Annotated in this window: 13 protein-coding genes; 4 read left to right on the top strand and 9 right to left on the bottom strand. The window is 40.3% G+C overall.

Annotated features, from left to right (window positions below; all coding sequences use genetic code 11):
• Positions 1–64: 64 nt before the first annotated feature.
• Positions 65–1084, top strand: coding sequence for a hypothetical protein (locus tag RT138_RS18230; RefSeq protein ID WP_313191800.1), 1020 nt, complete (start codon positions 65–67; stop codon positions 1082–1084).
• On the opposite strand, the gene RT138_RS18235 is transcribed toward RT138_RS18230, so the two are convergent.
• Positions 1081–3006 carry an LTA synthase family protein gene (locus tag RT138_RS18235; RefSeq protein ID WP_313191801.1) on the bottom strand — a complete coding sequence of 642 codons (1926 nt, stop codon included), beginning with the start codon at positions 3004–3006 and terminating at the stop codon, positions 1081–1083. The genes RT138_RS18230 and RT138_RS18235 overlap by 4 nt on opposite strands.
• Position 3007: 1 nt before the next feature.
• Entirely contained in the window at positions 3008–4888 is a 1881-nt protein-coding gene (locus RT138_RS18240) for an LTA synthase family protein (RefSeq protein ID WP_313191802.1), read from the bottom strand.
• Positions 4889–5054: 166 nt separating this feature from the next.
• On the opposite strand from RT138_RS18240, the gene RT138_RS18245 reads away from it, so the two are divergent.
• A complete protein-coding gene (locus tag RT138_RS18245) occupies positions 5055–7670 on the top strand; it encodes a valine--tRNA ligase (protein ID WP_313191803.1) in 2616 nt (871 codons plus the stop codon).
• 67 nt (positions 7671–7737) lie between these two features.
• Here RT138_RS18245 and RT138_RS18250 read toward each other — a convergent pair whose 3' ends face one another.
• Positions 7738–8238 (bottom strand): PepSY-like domain-containing protein, encoded by a 501-nt coding sequence (locus RT138_RS18250; protein WP_313191804.1) that lies wholly within the window; start codon positions 8236–8238, stop codon positions 7738–7740.
• A gap of 197 nt (positions 8239–8435) precedes the next feature.
• On the opposite strand from RT138_RS18250, the gene RT138_RS18255 reads away from it, so the two are divergent.
• Complete coding sequence (locus RT138_RS18255) at positions 8436–9074, top strand: HdeD family acid-resistance protein (protein WP_313191805.1); 639 nt, start codon at positions 8436–8438, stop codon at positions 9072–9074.
• A gap of 59 nt (positions 9075–9133) precedes the next feature.
• Here RT138_RS18255 and RT138_RS18260 read toward each other — a convergent pair whose 3' ends face one another.
• From RT138_RS18260 to folB, 6 genes are all read right to left on the bottom strand, one after another.
• Positions 9134–12205, bottom strand: a complete 3072-nt coding sequence (locus RT138_RS18260; protein ID WP_313191806.1) for an efflux RND transporter permease subunit — start codon at positions 12203–12205, stop codon at positions 9134–9136.
• Between the two features lie 18 nt (positions 12206–12223).
• A complete protein-coding gene (locus tag RT138_RS18265; protein ID WP_313191807.1) occupies positions 12224–13279 on the bottom strand; it encodes an efflux RND transporter periplasmic adaptor subunit in 1056 nt (351 codons plus the stop codon).
• A gap of 5 nt (positions 13280–13284) precedes the next feature.
• Entirely contained in the window at positions 13285–14646 is a 1362-nt protein-coding gene (locus RT138_RS18270) for a TolC family protein (protein WP_313191808.1), read from the bottom strand.
• A 32-nt stretch (positions 14647–14678) separates the two neighbouring features.
• On the bottom strand, positions 14679–15308 hold the full coding sequence (locus tag RT138_RS18275; RefSeq protein ID WP_313191809.1) for a TetR/AcrR family transcriptional regulator: 630 nt from the start codon (positions 15306–15308) through the stop codon (positions 14679–14681).
• Between the two features lie 143 nt (positions 15309–15451).
• On the bottom strand, positions 15452–15895 hold the full coding sequence (locus tag RT138_RS18280; RefSeq protein ID WP_185214174.1) for an Hsp20/alpha crystallin family protein: 444 nt from the start codon (positions 15893–15895) through the stop codon (positions 15452–15454).
• A gap of 172 nt (positions 15896–16067) precedes the next feature.
• A complete protein-coding gene (gene folB, locus RT138_RS18285) occupies positions 16068–16436 on the bottom strand; it encodes a dihydroneopterin aldolase (RefSeq protein ID WP_185214173.1) in 369 nt (122 codons plus the stop codon).
• Between the two features lie 77 nt (positions 16437–16513).
• Here folB and RT138_RS18290 point away from each other — a divergent pair, with 77 nt between their 5' ends.
• Entirely contained in the window at positions 16514–17245 is a 732-nt protein-coding gene (locus RT138_RS18290; protein WP_313191810.1) for a DUF1080 domain-containing protein, read from the top strand.
• The last annotated feature ends 43 nt before the right edge of the window (positions 17246–17288 follow it).

The following is a 17288-nucleotide window of genomic DNA, read 5'->3' on the forward strand; positions in this document are numbered from 1 at the left end:
ATTATTTTAAGCGACCTTTTGTATTTTTGAGAGATTCTTTATAAGTTGAGCACCAAAATAGTTTATGCAGCATTACCTTTATTCCATGTCAAGACCATTCCTTACAGCTTTACTTTTATTGATAAGCTTCAGTACATTTGCGCAAAAGATAGGCCTTGGCATAGATTTTTTTGGATATGCTGACAACAGGGAGTATGGAGCCCAATATACCATTCCAAAAACCTTCTTCGGAGCGACCATCTCCCCTAACCTATACTTCGAGATAGAGAAGAACCATAGGCTCTATGGCGGAGCGCATTTTAATCAGGAGTTTGGAATCAATTCAGAAAACAAAAGTCGATGGAACCCCATTGCATACTATAACTACAAAACAGAAAAAATTGATTTTGCTTTGGGATTCATGCCAAGGTACGAACGCTTGAAAGACATTCCTCGTATGGTCTTGGCTGACACCTTGATGTATGACCGGCCAAATATTGAAGGAATGTACTTCAATTACAAGAACCGCAATTTCCAGCAATCTGTTTTCATTGATTGGATGAGCAAACAAGGTTATCAGAATAGGGAACAATTTGTCGCAGGGATATCTGGAAAATATAGTATTGGAAACTTCTTTATCCGCAATGATGGGATGATGTACCATAATGCACTCACAAGCAATGATAGCATCGACGAACATATACAAGACAATGCAGTAGTCATGCTTAGATTAGGTGTCGATCTTAGCCATAAGACTATCTTTGACTCACTGACCATTGATGCTGGTGCAGCAATGGGATTCGATCGCGTTAGATCGGTCTATGACATGCAAAAAGCTAATGGATTTATTTCCAATATACATTTGGGCTTTAAAAGGTTCTTTCTGGCTAACACCTTGTATTTAGGCGAACCATTGAACCTACCTAATGGCGACTCGTTTTACCACCGTAAGACCTATGATCGTTTAGACTTAGGTTGGATGCCATTCAAATCAGACAAAATAGAAGGGAAGTTTACCGCTTCATTCCATTTCTCCCCTGGAAAAGTGGACAATCAACAGATGTTCACGCTTCGATATAAATTCGGAAAAACAATAGTAAATTAATCGGCCACTAATTTGTTGTGGATCATCCGATTGTTGTATTGCTGCATAAAAGATTGCAGATGTCTCATCAAGGAGTCCTGAACCTGAGGTTCCTTTCCTTTCAGGTCATGTTCTAAAAGCTTATCTGTTTTGAGGTTATAGACAGACTTCACTTCCTTATCTCCATAGGTCATGAAATAATCACCCATAAAAAAGTTATAGATATTCCCAATATTGCTGACCACGAAGTTATTTCGCTCCGGAGCTAAGGCATCAAATCCAAAAGAGAAATAAGGTTTGTCATATTCCAGATAGTTCAATACCGTAGGCATGATATCTATCTGTTGTACAAGCTTATCTGAAACGCCTTTCAAATCCCCGCCAGGATAGTAGAATACTATAGGTATGGCAAAGGAATTGGGCATGGTATTGTACTCTTTAAAATGGCTCATACTGGCATGGTCGGCACAGATCACAAATAGGGTATTCTTGTACCAGGAACTCTTTGAAGCTGTTTGGAAAAATTCCTTTAGGGCATGGTCTGCATAACCTAATGGCTCGTGCAATGGAAGGGTTCCCTTTGGAAACCTACCGGCATATTTCTCTGGAACCTTGAAAGGGTGATGGGAGGACAGGGAAAAAAAGCTGCTGAAAAAAGGTTCTTGCATTTGATCCATCTCTTTTGCCATGTATTGCATAAAGGGCTCATCCCAGATTCCCCAGATACCGTCAAAATCAGCATCATTATTGTATTCATTTTTACCATAATAATACTTGATCCCAGCTAATTGCATATAGGCCGAAAAACCCATGCTACCGTTAGGAGCCCCATGAAAAAAGGATGTTTCATAGCCCTCATCCGAAAGCAGCTTTGCCAGACTTGTTGTTTTGTTTCCTGAATAGATCGAAAGTACAAAGGGCTCTCCAATCGATGGGATCCCTGTAATCACCGAGGGCAATGCATCGATGGATTTACGGCCATTAGCATAGGATCTTGTGAAAGTATATGATTGCTGGATCAAAGAGTCCAGGAAGGGAGTATATCCTTTGTAAGTACCATTGTCCAGGTCCTTGTTAAAGAACCCAATATGTTCTTTACCAAAACTCTCCATAATCAAAACGACTACGTTCAATTTCTTAAACTGTGCAGAATCCTTAGGTTGATGGACAACCGGATACATGGCATTAAGTTCTTGTTCTGAAAAGAAATGTTCTTCTTTGAGGCTTACAGCCTTTAAGGTCTTCAAGATCGAAAAAGGTGTATTGAGCACGATGTTCATTTCCTCTGGGGATTTCACATAATCGCCGGCATTGCTCAAAGTGATCGGTCGCGTGCTATGGGCCCAGCCCCCACGTACACCTCCTACAAAGAGAAAAGCCACGGTCAACAAAAGCACTAACTGCACGGAATAGAATTTCCAATTGAATGCCACCGGTTTTTCAACTTGGACCAGATCATAGAGTTTAATCAAGCCCCATACAATCAGGATAAAAAACAGTAACAGGTACCAATATTCCAAACCAAAGTCCAAGAACAACTTTCCAAGATTCTCTTCATTGGCAAACTGCCCAAACACGGTTCCGGTAGTTCGCTTTAAGGTAAATGGGTAATAGGCGAAATCAACGAGGTTAAGGGCTATTCCAATACTATTGGAAACCACAAAGACCCATTTGCTTATTTTGGAAAAAGTAGGGTTATATTTAAAAGGAACTGGAAAGGAAACAAGCAGGATATACAGGATATTGATATACAGCAAAGCTACGATATCAAACTTCACTCCACCAGCCATCATGTACATGAGTTCAGAAAAGGTTACCTGAGGAAATTGGGCCATATTGAATCCATAGAACCCGAGCCTAAGGATTCCATAGAGCAAAAGCATCAAACCAAGGCGAATTGCCATTGCCAAATAAGGTCCAAACCATCCATTTAACTTAATCATATCAGTACTTCATAAAATCTTCATATACCTCTTGGTAATAAGCTTTTGCCATATTCAATAGGCTATCTGCTTTTTCCTTGGGATACTGTTCATTGGCATTAAAGTTCACACGATTCCCAACACGATCATAAGAAATCACTTCCTGTTTGGCTATTATGCCAAAGGCATCCTTAGAATTATAGAAGGCAACCTGAGGAAAACTGTGGTTAAATAGATCACGGCTCCAATGATAACGATCAGTAGGTAGATTTAATTGATTTAACAGGGATTTGGCAAGATCTGTTTGATTTCCGATCATGTTCACCTTTTTCCCTCTGTATTCAGCTTTGATAGGTTCACCAAAAAATAAAAGCGGAATATGAAAACGTTGGGGTCTAGTAATGTCCCATTTTTCCGAAGGCAATCGGTGACCATGGTCTGCCACCAGCACAAACAAGGTATTTTTGTACCAATCTTTGGTTTTTGCCTGCTCCAAGAATTCATGGATTGCCTGATCGGTATAAAAAGCCGTACTCTTGAACTTGTTTACATTATTGTCCTTACCAAATTTATAGCCATCGTAAAGTTCAAAAGGTTCATGATTGACCAAGGTAAAAATACTGGAAAAGAAGGGTTGATCTTCTTCATCCAAGTCTTCGATCATTCTTTCAAACACCACATGATCATACACTCCCCAAGAGGTTCGCGGCAACAAAGGGTTGAAGTTCATGATATCAACGACTTTTTCAATGCCATGGGACAGCATATAGGACTTAAAATTATAAAATTCACTCTGTCCACCGTGATAGAATGAGGTTTTATACCCAGCATTATGAAACTCCTGCCCTATTGCAGGCATATTTTCATGTTTATCGATATATTTTATGATACTTTCAGGACCTTGTGCAGGAAATCCACTGAAAACACCGACAATGCCTTTATCAGAACGATCGGACGCCGAATAAATCTGGTCAAAAAACAGACCCTGTGCAATCAATTCTTCAAAATGCGGTGTTATTCCCTTCTCACCGCCCATGGAATGTATCAAATCAGCAACGAAACTTTCCAGGACAATAACCACGACATTAGGCTTTTTGGTATTCAGGATATTGAAACTGGAGTCCGGAATTTCTGCGAAAGCAGGTTTCAATATTTCTTTGGCCGCTTCGTCGGTGGGAAAGTATTTATATGGAGAGCGCATGCGCTGGTTTCTGGTAAAATACTCGCGCAACAGGGCGTAATGGGTATTGACCGCAGCATGATTATAAAAGGTATTGGCTGAGAAATAGGCTTTACTAGGATTCAAAGGGGCCCTTCCAAATCCACCACGGATAAATCCGAAGAGAAAAAGTCCACCAATGAAGAACTGTATCCCTAATTTCCACCATGCTAATTTCTTAGGGAACCTGACTTCTCTAAATAGTCTTAGAAATAACCAATAACCTGCAGCAGTCAAGAGGACGATACCCAGGACAGGAATCAAGATTGGGGTAGATTCAGCTGAGGCCGCTGCACCTGCAGCATCTTCAGCAATGGCATCAATGGCCCGTTTTGAAATTTTATCCCCCCATTCCCTATAAATATTGACATTGGCAAAAGTGACAATCTGGAATAGGATGAGAACGACAAAGGTATACGCAATGAGCAGTTTTCGCTTTAGGACCTCGTTAGAATAATGGTTTAGAACGAGGTAGCCCAGAAAAGGAAGGGCACATATATAAGAGACCACGGAGAAGTCAAGTGGCAATCCGTGGTAGTAAATCCTCAATACATCCTTAAAATTGGAAAAATTGACTTTGTCGTAAAACGAAATTAGGAATATCAATCGATCTAAGAAGCTCATCAATAGCCAATAGCCAAAATAGAAGAAGAAACCCCTTAAATCCTTAATAACATTTTTCATGTCATAAAAAATTCAATCGCCAAATTTACATTTAATTACAGATAGTAACAGTTAATTAACATTAATTTTTCATTTAGTAAACACAGCGGATTTATTTACGGTTAGCAAGTGGGAAATAAGGCATTAAATGCGTATTTTTGTAACCTTTTAGAACATTAAGAATATAATGAGCATAGCAAAAACGTACAATCCAAAAGAAGCTGAAGAGAAGTGGTATTCCTACTGGATGTCAAATGGATTTTTCCGTTCGGTACCAGATGAGCGCGAACCATATACCATTGTCATGCCACCTCCAAACGTCACTGGGGTCTTACATATGGGCCATATGTTGAACAACACCATTCAAGATGTGTTGATCCGTCGTGCACGTATGCAGGGCAAAAATGCATGTTGGGTTCCGGGAACAGATCATGCATCCATTGCTACCGAGGCGAAAGTCGTTGCTATGTTAAAAGAAAAAGGCATCGAGAAAACTTCCATCAGCCGTGATGAATTCTTGAAATACGCATGGGAATGGAAGGAAAAATACGGTGGTATCATCTTGAAGCAATTGGAAAAACTAGGAGCTTCGTGTGACTGGGAAAGAACCAAGTTCACGATGGACCCTGACCTTTCTGAAGCGGTGATCGATACATTCATCAAATTTTATAAAGAAGGTTATATCTATCGCGGCATCCGCATGGTAAACTGGGATCCAGAAGGTAAAACCGCTCTTTCTGATGAAGAGGTAATCCGCAAAGAAGTCAATCAAAAGTTATACTACGTTCGCTATAATATCAAAGATTCGGATGAATATGTGATCATTGCTACGACACGTCCGGAGACTATCATGGCTGATACAGCAATCTGTATCAATCCTTTGGACGAACGCTATAAACATCTTCAAGGCAAAACGGTATTGGTTCCATTGATCAACCGTGAAATCCCGATCATCCAAGATGAATATGTGGAGATGGAATTTGGTACAGGTTGTTTGAAGGTAACCCCTGCCCATGATCTGAATGACTATGAATTGGGTCAAAAGCATAATTTAGAGGTTATCGATATCTTGAATGATAACGGTACTTTAAATGAGAAAGCCCAGATCTTGGTTGGTGAGGATCGTTTTATTGCCCGTAAGAAGGTAGCAACCTTATTAGAAGAAGCAGGCCAGATCGAGAAGATCGAGGACTATAAATCGCAAGTAGGTTTCTCGGAACGTACTAACGCAGCCATTGAGCCAAAGCTATCGATGCAATGGTTCTTAAAGATGGACAAACTTGCGAAACCAGCATTGGAATATGTGGAAGATGGCACCATTAAGCTGATTCCAGAGAAGTTCTTTGCTTCCTACAAGCATTGGATGGAAAATGTGAAGGATTGGTGTATTTCCCGTCAATTATGGTGGGGACAACGCATTCCAGCGTGGTACAACGAGAAGAATGAGTGGGTAATTGCAAAAACTGAGGCCGAAGCCATTGCTGAATTTGAAAATACCGGAAAATCCGCATCAGGTATCCGTCAGGAAGATGATGTTTTGGACACTTGGTTTTCATCAGGTCTATGGCCAATGTCTGTTTTTGACGGTGTAAGAAACCCAGAAAACCCAGACTTCCAATACTATTATCCTACAAATGATCTAGTGACAGCACCTGAAATCTTGTTTTTCTGGGTTGCCCGCATGATTATCATGGGTCATGACTATACACAGAAACCTCCATTCCGCAATGTATATCTTACAGGTATCGTTAGGGATAAATTGGGCCGCAAGATGTCGAAATCATTAGGAAACTCACCTGATCCGATTGAATTGATGGAGCAATATGGTACAGATGGAGTTCGCGTGGGGATGCTTTTATCCTCTCCTGCCGGAAATGACCTGATGTTTGATGTTTCCTACTGTGAGCAGGGAAGAAACTTCGCCAATAAGATCTGGAATGCATTCCGTTTGGTAAAAGGTTGGGAAGTAGTAGATCAAGAGGCTACAGCATCGCAAAAAATGTCTGCAAAATGGTTTGAATCCCGTTTTAACCAAGCATTGGTTGAAATTGAAGAGCATTTTGCAAATTATAGGCTTTCAGATGCCTTAATGGCAACTTATAAATTGATCTGGGATGATTTCTGTTCATGGTACCTTGAACTGGTAAAACCGGCATACCAAGCGCCAATTGAAAAAGAAACCTACGAAACTGTTAAAGGTCTATTCCAAAAGGTGCTGAAGTTAGCTCATCCATTTATGCCTTTCATCACAGAAGAGTTATGGCATGATGAAATTTTTGGAACCCGCAGCACGGAAGACTGCATCATTGTAGCTGATTTCCCTAAAGTTGAGGCTTTCGATGAGAATATTATCAAAGAATTTGCAATCGTTCAACAGATCATCTCTGAGGTACGTAATATCAGAAATTCTAAAGGTCTTTCTCCAAAGATTGCTCTTCCTTTAGCTATCAATGCAACGAATATTGATTACAGTCAATACCAGGATAGCATTAAGAAATTGGCGAACATTGAAGACCTATCTTTTGTAAAAGAAAAAGTAAGTGGAGCGGTAAGCTTCCTTGCTGGAAAGGACGAATGTTATGTCGCTCTGGAAAACAACATCGATGTTGATGCAGAAAAGGAAAGAATCAGCAAAGAGATTGAATACCTGAAAGGGTTCTTGATCTCGGTTGACAAGAAGTTATCAAATGAGAGATTTGTGCAGAATGCAAAACCTGAAATCGTAGAAAACGAGAAGAATAAGAAGGCGGATGCAGAAGCTAAGATCCAGATATTAGAAGAAAGCTTACAGAGCTTAGGTTAATACCTGAAAAATAAAAAAGAAGCCCTCGCACAACTTGTACGGGGGCTTTATTATTAGACTAAAACTTCTATTTATCGACTCTCAGGAATTTTCCATCGAGATCAAATACTAGATCAGTATCGTTTTTCAGTTCAACGGCCATCACATCGATATCCTTATCGATTGATTTAATGGTCTGACCAGCATAATTGGCATTGATATATTCCTGAACCGAAGAAGGTAATACTGCCATCGGTACGACTACATCCCCTTTGGTACTGATTTCCCTCCATTCACCATCTTTATCAAAATCAATTTCCGTGTTGTCAGAAAGGTCCACATCGAAGACAGTGCCGTCCGTAACTGAGCTTTGTTTATTTTCAACATGTTGGATTGTTGCATTCGGGAAATGGTCTTCTATAAACTTCTTTGCAACATGCGGCAAAACATCCGCTGGATTATTTGCCGGAATAGGTCCTTGGGTGGAACCATCCGAAACCGCACTATCCGCATTGTTATTGTTCTGTTTATTCTGGTTATTGCAGGCCAACATTAATAAGGCCGATCCTAATATCAATAGTTTTTTCATGTTTACTCCTTTTAAACATAAACAGCTACAACTAATATTTGTTTGTAAAGAAAATTCATTAACCTTCTTTGAGGTTAACTTTAGTTAATAAATGACACTCGTCATAAATGTTTATAATTATAGAAAACTTAATGAAATTTGAGTTGTATTAGGTTATAACATATACTCTAGATATCATGCTACATAACTCATAAATCATGGAAAACTTTCTTAAAACCATTAGAACAGCCGTAAAACAATGGTATCTGCCGTTGATCGTGGGTATCCTACTTGTTATTTTAGGTTTATACGTCCTGGCCACCCCTTTGACTTCTTATCTGGCCTTATCGTTCGTTTTTAGTATTTCATTTTTATTTTCCGGGGTGATGGAAATCATATTCGCCTTAAACAATAAGAATGAAATCGAGGGTTGGGGCTGGTATTTAGCTGGAGGCATTCTGAATACTTTATTCGGTCTTTTATTATTGAGCAACCCTGCTATTTCATTGGCAACCCTACCCTTTGTAATCGGATTCTTTGTGATGTTTAAATCGGTTCAATACCTTTCATTTGCTTTGGACCTTAAACAATATGGCATCAAGAACTGGGGATGGATCTTGGTTTTTTCCATACTAGGTATGATATTCAGTTTTATACTGTTGTGGAATCCTGTCTTTGCAGGGCTGACCATCGTCATCTGGACGGGTATGGCCATTATCTCTGCCGGGCTGGCTTCCTGTATCTTATCCTTTCAATTGAAAAAACTGAAAAACATTTCGGAAAGGACTCCAGAGGACTGGAAAAGAAGATATGATGAACTGAAAGAAGAATACCATCGATATAAATCGAACAACTAAATTACAATTAGCAAAAGTAAAGGCTGGTCGATATTAGATATTGGCCAGCCTTTCGGTTTTTATGAATGTTGTTCTTTTTGTTCTTCTACTTCGATCTTCGGTGGTATCAATTTATAGATTACCGGAGTTACTATCCTTGACAATAAGGTCGAACTGATCAATCCGCCGATCATCACGGTTGCCAATGGCGAGATCAATGGATTGGATGACCAAGCAATTGGCAATAATCCACCGATGGCAGTTAAGGTTGTCAGGATGATCGGCAGGAACCGAATCTCTCCTGCTTTTTCAATGGCTTCATTCAGCGCCATCCCTTCCCTTCTCAGCTGATTTGTGAAGTCCACCAAAAGGATGGTATTCTTCACCTCAATACCTGCAAGGGCAACAATACCGATGGTGGCCACAAAGGACAGTGTATTTCCTGTGACGAGCAGGGCCAGCACAGCACCAACAACGCCTAAAGGAATTACAGATAATACTATCAATGTACTCTTGAAGGTCTTGAATTCCAGGATAAGCACCGCGATAAACATAAAGATGGTGATCAGAATAATGGTCCCAAAACCTCCAAATGCCATTTCACGGCTTTCCACTTCGCCGCCCATCTCATAGAAATAACCGGTTGGGAAAGGGAATTTATCCATCTGCTCGATTACCGAATTGATAACCTCATCATTTCCATATCCCTTTTTCACAAATGAATTGACCGCAACGGTCCTGATTTTGTTCTGATGATAGATATTGGAAGGCGACTCTTCAAACTCGAGTGTGGCCAATTGAGTCAATGGAATGGAAGTACCTGCAACATTGTCGATAAAGATCCCTTCTAAGGTTTCTATGCTTGCTTCACCATCTCGCGGGACACTGACCATGATATCATAGTCATTATCATCGGAATTGGGATCTGAATAGGTACCTACGCTATAGCCTGATAAGGCTACTCGGATAGTTTGGTCAATAGATGAGGTGGGCACACCAAGGGCCATGGCTTTCTCGCGATTGATGTTGACCTTGATGTCCGTTTTATTGTTTTTAATCGGGTTATTGACATACTCAGAACCTTCTGTATTTTTCAACAGTTCCTCTACTTTATAGGACAGGGACTGAAGGGTATCGAGGTTCTCGCCAAATATCCTGACTTCTACTGGTGAAATGATCGGAACCCCCTGTTCGAAATCTCGCACTTCTACTTTTGCACCAAGATATGGCGTCCATATGGCTCTCAATTTTTCAATTAAGGCTACCTTTTCCTTTGAATTTACATCACCGTGCAGCTGTACGAAGATATCCGCATACGAAACGTCTTCCCTAGCCTGTTGCATATTATAATAGACCCTCGGATTTCCTTTTCCGATGTTTGAGGTATAATACTTTACTTCAGGAATCTGTTTTAGATCATGCTCAATGGTCTTGGTGATGCTATCGGTAGTCTGTAAATTCGATTGCAGGGCGGTCTTGATATGGACCATGAATTGCGGTTTCTCAGAGGCTGGGAACAAACTGAAACCTACGATCGGGATCAAGGCCAATGAACCCAAGAAAATAGCCAAGGCAATAATGGCGGTGCGACCGGGATGCTTGAGGGCCTTGTCCAAGAAAACGCCATATGATTTATGGATAATTTTCTGCATGCCCCGAAGGATGGCATTTCCACCTTCTTCCTCATGCGGCTTCAGGATCTTACTCGATAGAAAAGGCACAACCAATATGGCAATAAACATGGATCCAATCACGGATGAAATAACTGCTATAGGCATACTGCGGATGAATTCACCCGCCATCTCAGGCATAAATACCAAAGGCATGAAGGCAATCACCAAGGTAACCGTACAGCCCAATACCGCTAATGCTATCTGTTCCGTTCCTTTTATAGCGGCTTCCATCTTGCTATATCCTTCACGCATCCAGCGTTCGATATTCTCCACGACAACGATACTATCATCAACCACTAAGCCTAATGCCACCACAAAGCCTACTATACTTAATTGATTCAACGAATAACCAAAGGAATTCATTGCGATAAGACCAATTCCAAGGGATAAGGGGATGGCGATCATAACCACCAAGGAGGCCCGGGTTCCCAAAGGCAATAAGGTGAAGAGTACCAAGAAAATGGCTATTCCAAAATCAATGGCCAACCCACCCAGGCGATTGTTTACATTTTCTGCCTGATCAAAATTGAGCACCAAGTCTATATTTTCGGGTAATCCTGCCTTAAATTCTTCCAAGATCTTCTTATACTCCTTTTGCGTATCGGAAATATTCATCCCTTCTTTCTGTGCGGCATTGATAAGGATACATTTATAACCATTCAAACGGGTCATATGGTTGCTTATTCCAAAGGTCGGATAGACATCCGCCACATCTTTCAACAGGATATTCCGTCCTTGGGCACTCGAAATGATGGTATGCTGTATATCGCTGATGCTCTGATAATTTCCGGAACTCTTGACACTAAAAGACTGGCTTCCCGCATTGATACTTCCTGCAGGAATGTTTTGATTTTCGCTTTGGACCGCTTGGATAATCCGGCTCATCGGGATATTTAATTCCGCAAGTTTCGCCTGGTTCAGGTCGATACGGACCTGTTGGTCAGGGAGACCTGATATCTCAACTGATTTTAAAGCTTTCACTTTTTCAAGCTCCTCCTTCAGTTTGTCACTATATTTCTTCATGCTGCTTGCTGAAGCATTCTCAGAGATCAAGGCCGCTTGAATAACACTGACATTGGTTGGGTCGATCTTGAGGACCTCCATGCTGTATATATTATCGGGCAGCTCCGAGCTGGCAGCATTCAATTCTCGTACTAATTCTTGGTATTTATCATCGTAATCTTCTCCATAATCGAATTCTACCAAGAAGAATGCAACGCTGTTATTGATGGTCGTTTTAATGGTTTTGATATGGTCCAAGGCATAGAACCTAGCTTCCAATGGTTTCACCACCAATTGTTCCATATCCTTTGGACTGGTTCCAGGATGCACCACCAATACCGGGAAAGTGACCCCCTTCATATCAGGATCCTCCGCCCTTGGCATGGTCAACATGGATGTAATAGCAACCACCAGAATCATCAATACCATGATCATGGTAAATTGGTAGTTCTTAATTGGGTATTTAATTAAGCTCATGATTTCGGGTGTTAGGTATTATTTTTTAACAACAATTGCTGATCCATCGACCAAATATGGGCTTCCGGAAACAATGATGGATTGCGCTTGCTCAAGGCCTGCTGCTACCAGTACATCATCATTTTCAATTTTGGCGACCTTGATCTTTTGTTTTTTGGCGGTTTTGCCATCTTCGGTAATGAATACATAGCCTTCACGTCCATTTCCGTCCAGCAAAGCCGAGAATGGGATGCGCCATTGGTTGCCTGCTTTTATTCCAGAATTCATGATAATGGATTTTCCAAAAATCCCTGTAGCCAATTTATAGCTAGGTTTTTCCTTTAGTTCCAAAAAGATGGTGAATGTACCGGTCTGCGAATCCAATCCTTCCGACTTCTTAGAAACTACGGCATCTAAAGTATCGGTAGGCATAGCATCTGTACTGATCTTGGCAGGGTCACCAACCTTGATCTGGCTCCATTGCTGGTCCCCAACACCAACCTTGAGCTTCCAATTGGCATTGCTTGCACCATTGACTTGCAAGATCGGTGTTCCAGGGCCGACCACTTGGCCTTCATTGGCCATTTTTGCCAGCACAAATCCAGAAACCGGGGAATATATATTGGAATATTGTTGATTGAAACTTACAGACTTCAGATCTTGCTGTGCAACATCAAGCGCTGTTTTTGCATTCTGCATTTGCTCCAGCGTGGCTACACTGTCTCGGTACAGCTTACTTGCACGCTCGAAATCTCTTCTGGCTTTTTCAACAGCAAGTTTAGCCTGTCCAGCTTTTGCATCTACCTCAGAACTCAGGACAGAAGCTAAAAGTTGTCCCTTGCGGACCGCATCGCCTTCTTTGACTGTGATCTTAGAAATTACACCGCCATTCTTAAAGCTTAGTACAGTTTCATCATCTGTGGTAAAGACGCCTGTTGCCTCTATTCCAGAATCTCCTGCACCAATATTGATAGGCATCAATTTAACGGGAATGGTATCCTGTACGGATATTTCAGATTTTCGTTCGGCTTGTTTACAGCTAGAAATAGAGACTGCTATTCCTGCAAACAATAGGGTTGTATATGCTAATTTCATGGGTCTTATTTTAGTTGGTATGATGCGTTTTCTCGTTCTAATTTTGCTATGGCAGACAATAGTTTGAAGGCTGCAATATTATTTGCCATCTGCGAATTGGTGTACTGTGATCTGGCGTCGATGGTTTCGATATAGGTATTGACTCCTTCATTGAAGCCTCTTAATATCAAACGCTGATAGGTGGAAGCGGCCTCCATCTGGATTTTTGAACTTTCGTAGTTCTTTTGCATAGCTATCAATTCATTTTTTGCTACTTCAGCTGAAAGTTCCAATTGCTGTTTGGCTTGATCTAATTTGTTTTGAGCTTCAGCGACAGCAATCTGATTTTCCTGAATCTTCAATCTGTTTCTGTTTCCCTGAAATATGGGGAAACTCAATTGAGCACCCACCATGAAATATTGCGATTGACGGCTTACGCGTAAACCTTCTGCCTGAGAGCCTAAATCCAAGAAAGCACTGAGCTTTGGAACAAAGGCTTGTTTGCTCATCTCCACCAAAGACTCTTGAATGGCAATATTGCCTTCCAGCGACTTCAATTCTTCGCGTCCATCGATATTCACGGAGAGTTCGGTTGCATGAAGTTCATGGGTCCTGCTTTGCGCAGGATCAAAATTGATTTCTGCATCCGCATCTCGGTTCAATAGGGAATTGAAATAATACTTGGCATTTTTGATCTGCTGTTCAGCTTCTGCGATTTTTGATTCCTGCTGTGCGATTTCGGCATCTGACCTGATCACGTATGCTGGCAATCCTTTTCCTGCTTCCAGAAGTTTTTCGTTCACCCGCCTCCCCTCTTTGGCTAAGGTCAGGGCGTTCAAATAAATCTCTTTGGCTTGGACAGCGCTTAAATAATTGAAATAGGCGATTTTAATATCCTTAACTAATTCTCTTTTGTAGGTTTCTGTTTCGGTCTTGCTCAGCTCGACCATTTTTTCACGGACGACCTTGTTGTGTTTGATATCCGTATTGATGATTGGCACAGAAGTCCTGACCTTGGCATCGTAATAATTCTTTGGAAGGAATGTTATCTGTTCATTCTCAATCTGGGGGAAATTGTTGCTTTGGGTCAATTGATTCAACGTCGTGTAGACTGGGTTCAACATATCACCAATTGGAAGGTCGATGGAACGACCGCCATCTGCATGGGAATAGGTCAAGTCGAAAGTGATGTTAGGAAGATACATGCTCCTTGCTACTTCCAGTCCATTCATGGCCTTTTTCATGGATAGGTCTTTCTGGATCAACACCAAATTGCTATCCAAGCCCTGTTGTACGTACTGTTCTAATTGATGGTCTTGCGCGTAACTGATTCCACTTATCCCAGCGAAAAGGATTATCAGCTTAGTTAGTGATTTGTATAAGCTCATTATTAACAGTGTTAACTAAATATTCAAAAAAACTATTTTGTTGCTTGGATCAATCCAACCAGGATGAGGTAGGAAGAATATACATGGTCTTCCAAATTGCCTGTCTTTCCAAACAACTCATGTAAACAATCTAAATGCTTTGTGATGTGTAATGAAACCAATCCATGCACAGAACTCCAAGCTTGAATGGTCACAAATACAGGATCCATTCCTTTGAAGTAACCCACCTGTTGACAGTCGACGATGGTCTTTTTTAATAATTCGATTACCAATTCACCTTCAACCCAAGAACTATCCTCTATCTGCGAATTCAAGAAAGACAATGGCTCCTTCATCATAAACATAACCTGGTAGTATTCAGGATGTGTAAAAGCAAAATGAATGTATATCCTTCCGACTGCCTTCAAGCGTTCGAAGGGATCTTCCACCGACATCAATGGAAGGAACTGATCCTTTAGCATCCCGAACCCTACTTGATGTAAAGCATAAACGATATCATTCTTATCCTTATAGTACAGATAGATCGTTGTAGGGCTGAAACCAATTTCCTTTGCAATCTTTCTGATTGAGGTTGCCTCATACCCTTCTTGGACAAACAGCTTTTTTGCTGCTTCTAAAATCACGGTACGTAGGTCTTCTTTTTGTTTTATTTTCTTTTCCACTTGGTATTCTTTACAAAAACAAAACTACTTAACAGTGTTAAGTAGTTTTAATTTATTTTTCTAAAAAGACATTTTCATGACAATCCAACAAAAAAGGAGCTGTCCAAACGGACAGCTCCTCATTCAACTAACCACAATTAAACTTACTTCACTTCAATTAGTCTCTTTGCTACGATTGCTTCTTCTTTTTTACCGATCTTAATATTCAACACTCCATTTTCATAGGCAGCATCGATATTAGAATAATCAACTACTTCAGGTAGTGTGAAAGATCTGGAGAACGAAGTGTAGCTAAATTCTTTTTTGCTATATACTTTACCCTCTTCTACTTTTTCTTCTTGTTTTTCAACAGAGATATTGATTACATTCTTATCCACATTAATCTTGAAATCTGATTTCTGCAAACCTGGTGCAGCAACTTCAATATGGAAAGCTTCTGCTGATTCCGTAATGTTGACTGCAGGTACGCGTGTTACCAATCGGTCTGTTAAAAATGAATCATTGAATAAATTGTCAAATACATTGTTTACAAATGGATTCACTGCATCTGTGTTGTAAGATTTTCCTGGTAATTTTATTAATGCCATGTTTAATTCCTCCTTATTTTTTTAGTTCTTTAATTTCTGTTTTATAACATCCTATAATCAACTAACGTACCAAGGGCATACAAACATATTTACAAGACAATTTGTCTTGTATAAAGCAAAAAACACAGCCAAAATGACTGATTAAGAAAGATAGGACATGATTTTTAGACAGTTAATCCTTTGTATAATAAAGAGATACTACAGAATTAGCAACATCACCTCCAAATGGAGGATTAATCTTTCGAATGGATATCTCGATCTGTTGGATATGCGAATATTCTTCAACAATTCTATTCAGGATATCTTCTGCTGCGGACTCCAATAACTTTCTGCGAGGGCTCATCACCTCTACCAAGATAGCATATAGCTCTTCGTAATTTACTGTATTTTCGATCTCTTCAGCGTCTGGATTTTTGAAGGGGAAACTTACTGAAACACTAACCATAAACTCATTCCCTAAAACCTGCTCTTCTTCATAGTAACCAATCGGTGAATAAAAACGAACATCTTCTAGTGCAATTTTTTGGGTAATCTGGGCCATTATGAATAAAGTTTTTGATTTTGCTTATTAAAAATAATGTTTTTTCTTATATTAACCATAACAAAACACTTAAACCGATGTTAAAACATTCTTTATTAATAGCATTGCTTGCTGGAGTATCCTATGCAAGCGCACAAACAAAGTTTAAACCTGAAGACACTGAATTTTATGAACCAGTTCCTCGCGTCGTCAATACTAAAGCTAATGCAGCCCCTTCGGATGCCATTGTACTGTTCGATGGAAAGAACCTATCGGAATGGGTAAGCGACAAAGATGAAAGTGCTCCGCAATGGACCATCAAAGACGGCGTATTAACGGTTAAGCCCGGTACTGGTGGCATCCATACCAAAAAGAATTTTGAAGATTTCCAATTGCATATCGAGTGGAAAAGCCCTGAAACTATCAAAGGTGAAGGTCAAGGTCGTGGAAACTCTGGCATATTCCTACAAGGGAAATATGAATTGCAGGTATTGGATAACGACAATAACAAAACTTACACCAACGGACAAGCCGGAAGTATATACAAACAAAGCCCACCTCTTGCAGAAGTGAGAAAACCTGAAAGTGGCTGGCATACTTATGATGTGATCTATTCAGCCCCTAAATTCAACAAGGACGGACATTTGATCAAAAGAGGAACGGTTACCGTGCTTCATAATGGCGTAGTTGTTCAGAACAACACCGAAATCCAAGGTACAACAGAATATATTGGATTACCAAAAATGCAGGCACATGGCGCTGGTCCGATTGCATTACAAGATCATGGTGATTTAGTTTCTTTCCGAAACATTTGGATCAGGGAACTATAAGAAAGTAAAAATATTAAAAAGCAAAGGGGCAATCAATAAATTG

The sequence above is a fragment of the Sphingobacterium sp. genome (assembly GCF_032065005.1).
Classification (GTDB): Bacteria; Bacteroidota; Bacteroidia; order Sphingobacteriales; family Sphingobacteriaceae; genus Sphingobacterium.

Excerpts from the sequence above, each read along its gene's own strand:
- RT138_RS18230 (WP_313191800.1), top strand. The coding sequence starts at position 65 with ATGCAGCATTACCTTTATTCCATGTCAAGACCATTCCTTACAGCTTTA.
- RT138_RS18235 (WP_313191801.1), bottom strand. The coding sequence starts at position 3,006 with ATGATTAAGTTAAATGGATGGTTTGGACCTTATTTGGCAATGGCAATT.
- RT138_RS18240 (WP_313191802.1), bottom strand. The coding sequence starts at position 4,888 with ATGAAAAATGTTATTAAGGATTTAAGGGGTTTCTTCTTCTATTTTGGC.
- RT138_RS18245 (WP_313191803.1), top strand. The coding sequence starts at position 5,055 with ATGAGCATAGCAAAAACGTACAATCCAAAAGAAGCTGAAGAGAAGTGG.
- RT138_RS18250 (WP_313191804.1), bottom strand. The coding sequence starts at position 8,238 with ATGAAAAAACTATTGATATTAGGATCGGCCTTATTAATGTTGGCCTGC.
- RT138_RS18255 (WP_313191805.1), top strand. The coding sequence starts at position 8,436 with ATGGAAAACTTTCTTAAAACCATTAGAACAGCCGTAAAACAATGGTAT.
- RT138_RS18260 (WP_313191806.1), bottom strand. The coding sequence starts at position 12,205 with ATGAGCTTAATTAAATACCCAATTAAGAACTACCAATTTACCATGATC.
- RT138_RS18265 (WP_313191807.1), bottom strand. The coding sequence starts at position 13,279 with ATGAAATTAGCATATACAACCCTATTGTTTGCAGGAATAGCAGTCTCT.
- RT138_RS18270 (WP_313191808.1), bottom strand. The coding sequence starts at position 14,646 with ATGAGCTTATACAAATCACTAACTAAGCTGATAATCCTTTTCGCTGGG.
- RT138_RS18280 (WP_185214174.1), bottom strand. The coding sequence starts at position 15,895 with ATGGCATTAATAAAATTACCAGGAAAATCTTACAACACAGATGCAGTG.
- folB (WP_185214173.1), bottom strand. The coding sequence starts at position 16,436 with ATGGCCCAGATTACCCAAAAAATTGCACTAGAAGATGTTCGTTTTTAT.
- RT138_RS18290 (WP_313191810.1), top strand. The coding sequence starts at position 16,514 with ATGTTAAAACATTCTTTATTAATAGCATTGCTTGCTGGAGTATCCTAT.